The sequence below is a fragment of the Streptomyces sp. MZ04 genome (genome assembly GCF_004684775.1).
Lineage (GTDB): Bacteria > Actinomycetota > Actinomycetes > Streptomycetales > Streptomycetaceae > Streptomyces.
Genome location: NZ_SRIC01000078.1, coordinates 1 through 12462 on the forward strand (window position 1 = coordinate 1; position 12462 = coordinate 12462).

Below are 12462 nucleotides of genomic sequence, written 5' to 3' on the forward strand. Positions count from 1 at the left end.
GGTACGGGGGACGGGGCGAGGCCCGGCCGTGGAGCGGCGTTGCGGGCCGGCGTGAGCGGACCGTCCGGGCCGAATCCCAGGGGGAGCGGGCCCAGTTGGTCGAAGACCTCCACCAGCTCGTCGTCGGGCCCCGGCTCGGGAAGCAGCTCGGTGGCCGAGGCCAACGCCTTGCGCGCACCGGTGGCCGTGCGGAACCGCGCCTGCGGATCCGGCTGGAGCAGCATGGCGACGACCTGCCACAGCGGCTCAGGGACGCCCTGTGGGGCCCCTGGCGTGCCGTGCGCGGCAAAGTGTTCGATCAGCGCCTTGGAGTCCGGCTTGGCCCCCTCAAGGAGATACAGGGCCACGAGGCCGACCGCGAAGAGATCGGCGGTGAAGTCCGGCTCGGCACCCATCATCTGCTCGGGCGCGAAGTAACCGGGCGTGCCCACCACATAGTTGGTCTCGGTCAGCCGTGGTTCGCCCATGCGCATCGAGATGCCGAAGTCGGAGAGCCGCAGATGCGGACGCCCGACTCCGGTGGCCTCGAGCAGGATGTTGGCGGGCTTGATGTCACGGTGCACGACCCTCTCGGCGTGCACGGCGGCGAGGCCTGCGAGCAGCTGGTCGAGCAGCGTGCAGGACAGGTGGGGCGGCAGCGGGCCGTAGTCCCCGACCAGATGGGCCAGCGAGCCGCCGGCGACCAGGGCCATGGTGAACAGGACCTTGTCGTCGTCGGCGGCCCAGCTGGCGGGCGCGAGCACATGGGGGTGGTCGATCCGGAGAGCCTGTTCCCGCACAAAGCGCAACAGCGTGTGCGCGTCGCTCTGTTGCAGGACCTTGGCGGCCACATATCTGCGCCGCCGGTGGTCCCAGGCGCGCCAGACCGCGCCTGCTCCCCCACGTCCGATCGGGTCGACCAGTTCGTACCGGCCGGCGAAGACCTCACCCATGGTCGCGCATCGCTCCCCATCCGGGCCGCCCGGTGGCCCGGCCGACGGCTCAGTTCTGGTGCGCCTCGTAGTGGGCGACCGCGTCCGCGGTGCGTCCGGCGCCGTACACCCGGAGGAACTCTGCCAGTTCCGGGTGGGTCGGGGCGAGGGCGTCCGCGGCATCGATGATGTCGCCGGCCGCTGCCACGGAGCGCAGCAGCGACTGGATCTCGCGCACCACGCGCTTGACCGTGGGAGCGCCCGAACTCATCGTCGAATGGGAGGTGTTGGTCAGTACGGAGCCGCCCTGGGACTTCTTGATCTCGTCCATGCGGTCGGTCGCCTCCGCGGCGCTCACGCTGCCGTCGGCGACCTGGCCCGCGAGCTCCTGGAGGAGCTGGACGCGCTGGACGACCGCGGGGTTGCCGATCTTGGCGCGCTGGCCGCTCATCAGCTGGGACAGCATGGGCGCCGACAGACCGAGGACGCCGGCGAGGCGTGCCTGGTTGAGGCCCAGGTCATCGATGAGACGGCGGAAGAGCGCCCCCAGCGGCTCTCCGTACCAGTTCCGCTGGAGCTCCCGTGCTCTCGCGGTTGTCTCTTGTTGTGCGGCGTCCATTGCGTCTCCCCATCGCTTCCCCAAAAACCGCGGTTCGCTGCCGCGAACCACGCCGAGCATCTTACGGAGCGTGGTCGTTTACCGGGACCCCCAATCCTTTTGCGAGATCCGGGGGGAGACCCGGTACTCTGGTCTGCGTTGCTCACCGGAGCGTGGTTCTTCCGGCTGACGCATCATTTTCGGGGCCTTAGCTCAGTTGGTAGAGCGCTGCCTTTGCAAGGCAGATGTCAGGAGTTCGAATCTCCTAGGCTCCACGCGATTAGACCCTCTGACCTGCGGAAACGCAGGCAGGGGGTCTTTTTTGTCCCGATTTCGCCCGTTCCGTCTGCGGCTGGTCCGTCAGCGCCCGGCCTTCTGGTTCTGCGCGGCCAGGTCCGCACCCCGTTCTCCTTCGACCCGTGGACGGTTGTGCGGTACCTGGGTGAAAGACCTGATGGGCGCCGGTGTGCCGGACAGGAAAGGCTGGCGGGGTGATCGTATGACGTTCTTATCGGGGTCCCGTCGTGTGCGGCGAGTGCCCCACCGATCCCCGAGCCCGGTAAGGAACCTCAGCCATGTACCGTCTTCGCTTCGCGCGCCCTTGCCGGGCCGTGACAGCTCGCAGGGCGTCGAGAGCATTGCTTGTGCTGCTCCTCTCTCCAGCCCTCGTGGTGACCCTTCTCGGGGCTGCGCCCGCTCCCGCGATCGCAGCCACCGTGCCCGCCTCCGTCGCCGACGCTCCCGTCGCCCCGCTGAAGCTCGCCCTGGACGGCGCACGGCTGACGCTGCCGGACATGCTGCACATCGTTCGTGGCGACCCGGTCGAGTTGTCGCTCGCTCCCCGGGCAGCCCGGGCCATGCGTCAGGCCCGGAAGGGTGCGCTGACCGCGCTCGACGGCGGGCAGCGTGTCTACGGCTGGAACCAGGGTCTGGGTCCACTCAAGGACAAGGCGCTCGACGACGACCAGCAGCGGGAGTTCCAGCGGCGGATCCTCCTCTCACATGCGGCCGGTGTCGGGGATGACGTACCGGACGGGGAGGCCCTGTTGGCCCTCGTCCTGCGGGCCAACGCCATGGCGCGCGGACACATGGGTGTGCGGCCGAAGCTGGTCGAGAGGATGCTCGCGCTGGTCAATGCCGGGGTGGCGCCGGTGCTGCCGCAGGTCGGATCGCTGGGCACCGGAGATCTCCAGCCGATGGCCGCCGCCGGGCTCGTCCTGACCGGCGAGCAGGGACAGGCCCGCTACCGGGGCAGCACCGGTCCGGCGCGCAGGATTCTGGCGGAGGCGAAGCTGCCGCTCTCCTTCCCGCTGGAGGCGGGCGAGGCACTGCCGATCATCAGTGGCAGCGGGCTGCTGACGGCCCGCCATGTCCACGCTGTCGACCGGAGTACGTCGCTGGCCACCCAGTTCGAGTACGCGTTCGCGCTGTTCCTGGAGGCCACCCGCGCCGAGGCCGGTTCGCTCGACGCCCGCACGCATGCCGAACGGCGGATTCCGGACGAGGAGGCCGTCGCCGGGCGGCTGCGGGAGCTGGTCAAGGACAGCGGCTGGATGACGGACGAGGGCCGGGCCCGCCTGCACGAGAAGCTCCCGCGCGTGCAGGACGCGGTGTCCGTGCGTGCCGCGCCGCACATCGCCGGAACGCTGCGGCAGACGCTGGACGAGGCGCGCCGGATCATCGAGCGCGAGGCCAACGCCTCCACCTCCAACCCGCTGCTCTTTCCCCTCGGCGGGGGCAAGGGCCACGAGTTCGTGATGGGCGGCAACTGGGACGGCGCCCAGATCGGGCACGCCATGGACACACTCAACGCGCAGATCACCGACGTGGCAGTGCTCTCCCACGAGCTGTCCGGGAGGCTGCTGTCCCCGAAGTGGAGCTATGGCCTGCCCGCCAATCTCGCCTCACCCCCGGTGGGTCTCAACTCCGGCATGGTTCAGGTGCAGACCGTGGCGGCGGCGCTGATCCCCGAGATGCAGACCCGGGCCGTCCCCTCCGGCGTACTCTCCCGACCCGAGAAGGACGGTCAGGAGGACCACAACACCATGGCGATGGCCTCCGCCCGCAATCTGCACGCCAATCTCGACCGCATGGAGACGGTTCTCGCCGTCCAGCTGCTGATGAGCGCCCAGGGCATCGACCTCATCCGGCCCGACATGGACGGACTGCGGCTCGGCGAGGGCACGGCCCGGGTCCACGAGGCGATCCGGGCGGTGGTCCCGGAGCTGGACGAGGACCGGCATATGACCCCCGACCTGGAGGACGTGACCAGCCTGGTGCGCGAGGAAGCGCTGCTGGGTATCGAGTGACGCACCGCCGGCACACCACTGAGGACCGTGCCGAGCGGCCTGCCGCCGGTCGGCACGGGCGTCAGCACTACCGCAGAACCCTCAACCGCCCGCCTTGTCCGCGTCCGCGTTCCGGAGGAAGGGAATGCTGGGCACGAAGAAGTACTCGGCGCCGCGCAGGCTCACCGACTCCTCGATGCCCGCCTGGAACGTGGCGCCGGCCACTCCGTACTTCTTGGGCCAGCTGGGTTTGGTCTTGGCATGGCCCTGGCCGACGACCGGGTCCTGTCCCGTCTTGTGTTCGCCCTCCTTCTTGCCGACGAGAAAGTCGACGTTGTTGCACCAGCTCTCCTGCATGAACTCGAACTGCTCGGCGATGTTGCTCTGGGCGCACAGGAACAGCAGCCCCACGTTCCTGCTCGTGGGGGTCAACTCCTCGTAGCTGATGGCGCGTCGCACGATCCGGCGGAGTCGCTCCATCTTCGGATCCACGCCGTTGTGCCACTTGAGGTCGCCACGGGGGTTGGTCTTGCGGGTGTGCGCCTGGAACGGGCACTTCGCGCCCGTCTTGTCGTGCAGGTAGTCGAAGTCGTTGGGGATGGGGCCGTCGACTCCGTGCGCGGTCGCGGGTTCGGCTACCGGCATGCCGTTGCGGAAACGGCCCACCATATAGGCGCCGGCGAGTTCGAGGTCGGCCTCGTGCGGCTCCTTGCGGCCGTCCGCCTTGGCGAGTTCCCGGGCCAGCGAGAGGCGCTGCTCGTTGAAGTGGGGGACGTCCTGCTCCAGTTTGCGGTAGACGACGTACGAGCCGTAGCCGGTCGCCCCGTCGGCGTACGGCTCCGCGTCCTTCGGGACCACCGGGTCCTTGGCCAGGACGAGCTTGAGCGGAGCCGCCGGGTTCCACCTGGTGGTCCCGTCGCGCTCCTGGGCCGCCTTGATGTCCTTGGTGAGGAAGAGCGGCTCGCTGACGCCGTCGGCGAACCCGAAGTGCTCGCGTACCGGGCCGTCGGGCCGCAGGCGGAGCACCTTTCCGATCTCCTGGTGAACGACCTTGCCGCAACGGCCGAGGCCTCTCTCCACGGTTTCGCGGATCTCGTCCGCCTTGCCCGACACGACGGCGGGGCTGTCGTCCGCGACGACGACCAGCGCGTGCAGGGCCTCATGGAACGCCTCGTCCCAGTCCGAGACCTTGGGATCCTTGAGCTTCCCGCGGATCTTGTCGTCCCGCGTACCGGCCTTGAAGGACAAGTCGGCCGAGGGGATGGCGTATCCGAGGGTCTCGTAACCCTTGGCGGACAGCATCAGGCCGACGAAGGGGGGACTGGCGTTCGCGGCCATCTCGATGCTCAGATACGCATCGGGGTCCGGCTGCTTCCGTGCGGCGTCGAAGATCTCGTGACGCTGGGCGGACTGGTCCCACTGGGCCTTGGCCGAGGTCACCCGATCGCTCATGGCCTTCAGCCAGCGCCTGCCTTCGGTCGCCTTGTCGAACCGGATGAAGAGGTGGCGGCTGTGGTCCCGGCCGTGGCTCTTGAGGATGTTTCCCTGCAGCTCCTCCATGAGCTTCTGTTCCTCGGGACGGAGCTTTCCCGTCCGGTCGTCGGGTCCGAGCCCGGTCTCCTTCTCGAAGTCGATCCGCGCGAGCTGGGTGGTCATGCAGCCTCCTGTGTCGGGTGGTGTCCGGTGGTGTCCGGCGTCGGTGGTGTCCGATCAAGGTGATCGTCACCATCCTTTGACGCCCGATCGGTCGCACAATTCGCCACTCGTTCGATTCACTCGAATGCAAGCTCGATACACCCTTGCGGCTCGTGTGGCGACGGCGGGCCGGCGCGCAACTCGCTTATTCTTTTTCCGGCGCACTCGAAATCTCTCCTGAAGTAATGCGGAAACGTTTCTCGCCGGTGCTCGATATGGATATGCGGAAAGCTCCCTGACATGCGGATTCCCGTGATTCCAAGAGAATTGGATTCCCCCTGCTAGCGTGCAGCCGAATCACCGGAGAAAAACCGACCCGGAGTACGAGGTTCGCGATGACAAAATCACCCCGGCTGCCCGAAGACAATTCACCCCACGGAGTTCCGCACGTCAGTCCGGTGACCAGGCGCACCCTGCTCGCCGGAGCGCTCTCGGCGACGGCCTCCGGGCTGCTGCTCGGAGCCGCGTCCCGGGCATCCGCCGCCGGGACGGCCGCATCGCTCGAACCTCTCGACATCACCGGACCTGAGGCGATTCTGGGGCGGCGCTGGATTCACCTGAAGCTCGACGAGAACGGCCGCGGCCTACCCGTACGTGTGCCATTGCGCGTCCCCGGTCTCCGATCGGCTTCCGCGTCGGCTTCCACATCGGCCGAGCCGACCGACATCCGTGTCACCAGTACCACCGGGCTCACCCGGATCGGCGCCGCGCCCGACAAGCCGGAGGACGACGGTGTCACGCTGCGCGCCGCCGCGGGCAGCGCGAGCGACCTCTGGGTGACTCCGCGCAGGATCGGCTCCCCCGGCGTACCCGCCGACCGGCTGGAGATCCGGACGCGAAAGGCCACCGCGGTGGTGGACGTCTGGATCGAGCCGCCCGGGGGACGGTGGCTCGGCGCGGACCGCGACCTCCAGCCGCTGGACCTGGAGATCGTCGCCGTCCACGCCGCGCTGGTCCGCAAGGGCGACGGGGCCGAGGTCGTCATGTGGTCCCCGGCGCGCGACAGGGACGAGGACGGCAACCTGAAGCCCGACCCCGACCGGCCGGGCAAGTGGTCGTGGACGACGTTCCACATGGGCGCGCTCGAAGCCAGTGCGCTCGACCTCGTCACCCTGAAGACCCGTGAGCGGCCCATGACCAGTGGTACGGGCGTCAAACCGAGGAACATCTTCTGCGGCGGACATGCCCATCTGCCGGACGGCAAGCTTCTCGTCGCCGGTGGACACGTCGACCCGGCCCACCTGGAGCTCGACGACGCCGTGGGCCTGCACGTGTACGACGCCAACGCCGCGAACGGCTGGAGCCGGCCCGCGGAGATGGGCGTACGCCGCTGGTACCCGGCCGTCACCACGATGCCCGACGGCCGGATGCTGATCGCCGGCGGAAGCCGCACGCCCCCGGCGCACGAGGCGGCCAAGAACGACCTGCCCAAGGGCTACTGGAACCAGATCAACAACGACTACCAGATCTACAACCCCGCCGACAGCAGTCTGACGCCCCGGTCCGAGGCGCGGCGGCTGATCGACCCCGAGCTGCTCTCGAGCCCGAGGGACAAGCTGGCCGTCTACCCCAACATCTTCGTCCTCCCCGGCAAGACGGCCACGTCGCTGCCGCTGGTCGCCCTGGTCGAAACCAACCGCGCCTGGCTCTACGAGTACGACAAGGCCAAGGGCGACACCCCGCTGGTCCTGGCGCCCACCGTCTACACCATGCGCGGGAAGGGCTCCCGCAGCTATCCCACGTACGGCTCGAACGTCCTGCTCCCGCTCAAGCCCGGCGCGCGCAAGCAGCGGATCCTGGTGGTCGGGGGCCAGCACGAGGACCAGGTGAAGCATCGCGACATCACCAACGAGCAGAAGGCCACGGCCACCGCGGAGATCCTTGATGTCGACGCGTACCAGCCCCTGAGCCGCCAGAAGGGCTGGCGGCGGGTCGACGGCGGGATGAAGTACCCGCGGGTGCTGTGCGACTCGACCCTCATGGCCGACGGCACGGTCCTGGTGAGCGGCGGGACCGAGAAGGGCTGGGGCGACATGAACAAGGTGCCGGTCTTCGCCTCGGAGATCTTCGACCCGGTCAGCGAGACCTTCAGGCTCGCCGACTCCGCGCCCACCGACCGGCGCTACCACTCGACGGCGCTGCTGCAGCCCGACGGGACCGTGCTCAAGGCGGGCAGCACGGGCGGGTTCGCCCATGACCCCGACACCAACGAGTCCCTGTTCGACGAGCACACCACCGCCGAGCGTTACTACCCGCCGTACCTCTACCGCGGCCCCCGCCCCGCCATCACCGCCGTGGCCGGCGCCAAGGAGGCCTGGACCACACTCGGTTACGACACGACGGTCGCCCTCCAGGCCCGCGGCGCCGGTCTAGACGCGCAGTCCAAGGTGGCGCTCATCCGGTTCGGCTCGACCACCCACGGCAACAACATGGACCAGCGCTTTGTGTGGCTGGCCACCACGGCCCAGGATTCCGAGTCGTACGAGCGCTGGACCATCCAGTTCCGTACGCCTGAGACGGCTGCGGTGGCACCGGCCGGCGATTACATGCTCGTCGTGGTCGACAGCATGGGCATCCCGTCCTCGTCCCGCTTCGTCCGTCTGTCGTAGGGCGGCAAGGAGTAGTTCCGGAACGGGGCGCTATGCGCCGGGCATCCCCGCGGAAGTGCTGTCGCGTACGTCCAGAAACGTGATCTCTGGGTTCGCGGCCAGATGCGGTTTCAAGGCGTCGAGGAACTTCAGAGGATTGTCGCTGAACCGAATTCCCCCGATCTCTCGGAGATGGGGGATTTCATTCATCGTGCCATCGTGATGCGCGGAAATTCGGGCGCCTCGACGGAGCCCTACGGCTTTCATTTCTGCTGTGTCAGCACGGAGGCCGCATGCCGTAGGGCGGGAACCCGGCCGGGGTTCCCGCCCTACGGCGTTTCTGCGGCGCTCCCGCGGCGCGGATCAGTGCCGTTCGTCGCGCTCCGCGGCTTCCGCCTCGGCCTGCTTGGCCTGTACCTCGGGGTCGAGGGACTGCTGGCCGCTTCCGTCGACCGAGGCCAGCGGGGTGCTGTCCGGGACCTCCGTCGCGGCGGGCGGCTCGACGAGCCAGTCCGGGTTGGCCTGCTTGTCCCACCACTTCCAGGCGGCGATCGCACCACCCGCGAGGAGGCCGAGCACGACGACACCCTTGGCGAGGCGCCCGGCGCGGGCCCGGCGCTCGTGCTTGCGGATCAGACGCCGGATCTCCTTGGGCGAGACCTCACCGCGCAGCGCGGCGATCGCCGCCGCACCGCGGGACGCGGCCTCGTCGCGGACGGGCTGGGCCGCGGCCACGGCGTGCTCGATCCGCGGCTTCGAGTATTCGGCGGCCTGCCGGGCGGCCTTCCGTGTCTGTTTGGCGGCCTTGCGTGTGCGGACGGCGGCCTCGTGCGCGGCGTGGTCGACCTTCGGCGGCACATGCGTCCGCGCCTGCTCGACGCGGGGCGCGACATGGGCGCCGTACTGCACACGGGCCTGTTCGGCGGCCTGTTGCGCGGCGTGCGACACCTTGGGTGCCAGCCGTACGCGCACATCGTGGGCGTAGAGAGCGGCCTGGTCCTTGGCCGTGCCGGCATAGGGGGCCACCGCCTCCGCGGCGTGCCGGACGCTGTCCTTGGCCGAGCCGGTCGCGGCGCGCACGCTGTCGATGCGGGTCACGGAATCCTCCTCCTCGGTGGCGTATAGGTATGTCACCTTTCCACCCTTTCAGGGATCATGCCTTCCGGGTGACCCTCAGGCATGAGAGGGCGGGCATCCGGGTCAAGCGAGCCCTGCGAGCAACGCGATCAATCTGATCAAATCGATCAAATCGGTACAAGAAGCGTTCTTGGCCGACAATGCCACGGATCGCTTCTGTGCGCGCCCAGTCGGCGGCTACTCGTCGCAATCCGGTCCGTGCGAGGATCGGAGCGTCACAGAAGACAACGGAAGGCAGATCGTGGCTGAGCAGCTTTACGCCACCCTGAAGACCAACCACGGCGACATCGAGGTGCTGCTGCACCCCAACCACGCGCCGAAGACGGTCAAGAACTTTGTAGAACTCGCCCAGGGCGAGCGTGAGTGGGTCAACCCCGAGACCGGTGCGAAGACCTCGGACCGGCTCTACGACGGCACGGTCTTCCACCGCGTGATCAGCGGCTTCATGATCCAGGGCGGCGACCCGCTGAGCAACGGCACGGGCGGCCCGGGCTACGAGTTCGCGGACGAGTTCCACCCCGACCTTGCCTTCGACAAGCCGTACCTGCTGGCCATGGCCAACGCCGGTCCCAGCACCAACGGCTCGCAGTTCTTCGTGACGGTCTCGCCGACCGCCTGGCTGACCCGCAAGCACACGATCTTCGGTGAGGTAACGGACGCGGCGAGCCAGAAGGTCGTCGACAAGATCGCGGCCGTGCAGACCAACCCGCGCACCGACCGCCCGGTCGATGACGTGGTCATCGAGTCCGTGGTGATCGAGACCCGCGGCGCCTGACCTCGGCGTACGCGCCAGGGAACCAAACCGCCCCGCCCATCCGTAAGGAAGGGCGGGGCGGTGCGTTCGCCACGTGCGCGCGGCTGTGGCTTCGTACGGAGATTGAGGGGACCCCATGGATCAGGCACCAGGCAGCCCGCAGGGGCCGCGGGACGCGCAGCACCTGCCCGGCTGCTACCGGCACCCGGACCGCGAGACCGGCATCAGCTGCACCCGCTGCGAGCGGCCCATCTGCCCGGAGTGCATGATCAGCGCTTCGGTCGGCTTCCAGTGCCCCGAGTGTGTGCGCGAGGGCTCGGGCACCGGCCACGCGCCCGCGGCGAACCAGCCGCGCACGATCGCCGGCGGTTCGATCGCCGCCGATCCGCGGCTCGTCACCAAGATCCTGCTCGGTCTGAACCTGGCGGTGTTCATCGCGGTCCTCGCCGTCGGCGACCGCCTGGTGAACGAGCTGGTGCTGGTCGGCGCCTGGCCGCCCGCCCCCTGGGTGCCGACCGAGGGCGTCGCCGAAGGCCAGTGGTACCGCATGGTCACGTCGATGTTCACGCACCAGGAGATCTGGCACATCGCCTTCAACATGCTCGGCCTGTGGTGGCTGGGCGGACCCCTGGAGGCGGCGCTCGGCCGCGCCCGGTACCTCGCGCTCTATCTGCTCTCGGGCCTGGCCGGCGGCGCCCTGACCTACGTCGTCGCCGATGCCGACCAGGCATCGCTCGGCGCGTCCGGGGCGATCTTCGGCCTGCTCGGCGCGACCGCGGTCCTGATGCGGCGCCTCAACTACGACATGCGCCCGGTCATCGCGCTTCTCGCGCTGAACATGCTGTTCACCTTCACCTGGAGCGGCATCGCCTGGCAGGCGCACGTCGGCGGTCTGGTCGCCGGTGTCGCGATCGCGTACGGGATGGTGCACGCGCCCCGTGAGCGGCGGGCGCTCGTGCAGTGGGGGACCTGTGCCGCGGTGCTGGTCGTGGTCCTGGTCGCCGTGGTCGTCAGGACCGCCCAGCTCGTCTGAGCCTGTGGGTTCCTCGTCTGAGCCCGCGCGTTCCGCTCACCGTTGTCCACAGCGTGTGGCGGATCTTGTGCATGCCGTGGGGAACAACAGTGCCCCTTGTCGCTGACCTGGGTTTCCCCAGGGAGGGCAAGGGGCCTGTGGTGGCTTGCATGGCGATCGTGCAGTCACACCGGCGTCAACACCGAGTGGGTTATCCACAGATCGTCTTTCTTTTTCCCCAGTGTGGATAGCGCTGTGGATAACTCAGGGCAAGGCTTGCTCTCGCCGCTGGAGGATGCGCTGGGGAAGCGGGAGGAACCGCGCTACTTCCACTGCGTGGAGACGCCGAACCCCGCGGCGATGAAGCCGAAGCCGACCACGATGTTCCAGTTGCCCAGCGGGTCGATCGGCAGCTTGCCGTCGGTGACGTAGAAGACGACGATCCAGGCGAGCCCGATGAGGAACATCGCCAGCATCACCGGGGCCACCCAGCTACGGCTGGTCAGCTTGATGTTCGTCGCCTTCTTCGCCGCGGGCGGCGTGTAATCGTCGGCCTTCTTGCGGATCCGTGACTTCGGCACGAGGGTCTCTCCTGTCGATACGGGGAGCTGAGCCCTCCCCCGGGCGTCCGTTAGCGTAGTGCTTCCGCGGCGCTGAAGGAGATAAGGGTACGTTGAGCAATTCTGCCGACTCCCCCACAGGTCAGGGTCGTCGCCCCCGTTGGCGGCCGGTCCGGTTGCTGACGGCTGCCGTCTTCGCCCTCGCGGGCCTCATCTTCTTCACCAGCTTCAACACTGCCAAGGGTACGAACATCCGCACGGATGCGTCCCTCCTGAAGCTCTCCGATCTCATCCAGGAGCGCAGCCACAAGAACGGCGGGCTGGACGAGTCCAACGGTTCGCTGCGTGACGACGTCGAGGCGCTCGCGGAGCGCGACAACGGCGGCACGAAGGCCGACGACGCCCGGCTCAAAGCCCTGGAGAAGAACGCGGGCACCAAGAAGGTCAGCGGCGAGGCCGTCTCCGTCACCCTCACCGACGCCCCGCCCGGCGCCACCGCCAAGCTCCCCGGCTACCCCGAGCCCCAGCCCAACGACCTGGTCATCCACCAGCAGGACCTGCAGGCCGTGGTGAACGCCCTCTGGCAGGGCGGCGCCGAGGGCATCAAGGTCATGGACCAGCGGCTCATCTCCACCAGCGCCGTCCGCTGCGTGGGCAACACCCTGATCCTCCAGGGCCGCGTCTACTCACCTCCGTACAAGGTGACCGCGGTCGGCGACCCGGAGAAGCTCAAGTCGGCGCTCGCCGCCTCCCCGGAGATCCAGAACTACATGCTGTACGTGAATGCCTACGGCCTCGGCTGGAAAGTCGACGACGACGGGGCGGTGACTCTTCCCGGCTACTCGGGCACAGTGGATCTCCACTACGCGAAGCCCGTGGAGTAGCAGGGAGTAGCACCCGGGGAGGGACCGTCCGGTGT

General features: G+C 68.6%; 10 protein-coding genes and 1 tRNA gene. 6 read left to right on the plus strand and 5 right to left on the minus strand.

The genetic code is table 11. The annotated features are described in order from the left end of the window. Both E2651_RS18290 and E2651_RS18295 read right to left on the minus strand, forming a co-directional pair. The coding region (locus E2651_RS18290) for a serine/threonine-protein kinase (protein ID WP_135332234.1) at positions 1 to 932 on the minus strand (932 nt) is incomplete at its 3' end. Positions 933 to 981: 49 nt separating this feature from the next. Further along, positions 982 to 1530, minus strand: coding sequence for a DNA-binding protein (locus E2651_RS18295; RefSeq protein WP_135332235.1), 549 nt, complete (start codon positions 1528 to 1530; stop codon positions 982 to 984). 181 nt (positions 1531 to 1711) lie between these two features. Here E2651_RS18295 and E2651_RS18300 point away from each other — a divergent pair. Continuing rightward, positions 1712 to 1784, plus strand: a tRNA-Ala gene (locus E2651_RS18300). A 396-nt stretch (positions 1785 to 2180) separates the two neighbouring features. Beyond that, positions 2181 to 3818 (plus strand): aromatic amino acid ammonia-lyase, encoded by a 1638-nt coding sequence (locus tag E2651_RS18305; protein ID WP_209446181.1) that lies wholly within the window; start codon positions 2181 to 2183, stop codon positions 3816 to 3818. A gap of 81 nt (positions 3819 to 3899) precedes the next feature. Here E2651_RS18305 and E2651_RS18310 read toward each other — a convergent pair whose 3' ends face one another. Further along, complete coding sequence (locus E2651_RS18310) at positions 3900 to 5453, minus strand: Dyp-type peroxidase domain-containing protein (RefSeq protein ID WP_135332237.1); 1554 nt, start codon at positions 5451 to 5453, stop codon at positions 3900 to 3902. Between the two features lie 437 nt (positions 5454 to 5890). Between E2651_RS18310 and E2651_RS18315 the strand changes: the two genes are divergently transcribed. Continuing rightward, complete coding sequence (locus E2651_RS18315) at positions 5891 to 8101, plus strand: glyoxal oxidase (protein ID WP_135332238.1); 2211 nt, start codon at positions 5891 to 5893, stop codon at positions 8099 to 8101. A gap of 342 nt (positions 8102 to 8443) precedes the next feature. Here the strand turns inward: E2651_RS18315 and E2651_RS18320 are convergent, their stop codons facing one another. Beyond that, positions 8444 to 9178: a DUF5324 family protein gene (locus tag E2651_RS18320; RefSeq protein ID WP_135332239.1), complete on the minus strand. Its 735-nt coding sequence runs from the start codon at positions 9176 to 9178 to the stop codon at positions 8444 to 8446. Between the two features lie 280 nt (positions 9179 to 9458). Between E2651_RS18320 and E2651_RS18325 the strand changes: the two genes are divergently transcribed. Further along, entirely contained in the window at positions 9459 to 9992 is a 534-nt protein-coding gene (locus tag E2651_RS18325) for a peptidylprolyl isomerase (protein WP_135332240.1), read from the plus strand. A gap of 115 nt (positions 9993 to 10107) precedes the next feature. Beyond that, positions 10108 to 11004, plus strand: a complete 897-nt coding sequence (locus E2651_RS18330) for a rhomboid family intramembrane serine protease (RefSeq protein WP_135332241.1) — start codon at positions 10108 to 10110, stop codon at positions 11002 to 11004. Between the two features lie 302 nt (positions 11005 to 11306). On the opposite strand, the gene crgA is transcribed toward E2651_RS18330, so the two are convergent. Beyond that, positions 11307 to 11564: a cell division protein CrgA gene (gene crgA / locus E2651_RS18335; RefSeq protein WP_135332242.1), complete on the minus strand. Its 258-nt coding sequence runs from the start codon at positions 11562 to 11564 to the stop codon at positions 11307 to 11309. A gap of 92 nt (positions 11565 to 11656) precedes the next feature. Between crgA and E2651_RS18340 the strand changes: the two genes are divergently transcribed. Continuing rightward, positions 11657 to 12427, plus strand: coding sequence for a DUF881 domain-containing protein (locus tag E2651_RS18340; RefSeq protein ID WP_135332243.1), 771 nt, complete (start codon positions 11657 to 11659; stop codon positions 12425 to 12427). The last annotated feature ends 35 nt before the right edge of the window (positions 12428 to 12462 follow it).

Coding starts and splice junctions, on each gene's coding strand:
- E2651_RS18295 (WP_135332235.1), bottom strand. CDS start 1,530: ATGGACGCCGCACAACAAGAGACAACCGCGAGAGCACGGGAGCTCCAG.
- E2651_RS18310 (WP_135332237.1), bottom strand. CDS start 5,453: ATGACCACCCAGCTCGCGCGGATCGACTTCGAGAAGGAGACCGGGCTC.
- E2651_RS18330 (WP_135332241.1), top strand. CDS start 10,108: ATGGATCAGGCACCAGGCAGCCCGCAGGGGCCGCGGGACGCGCAGCAC.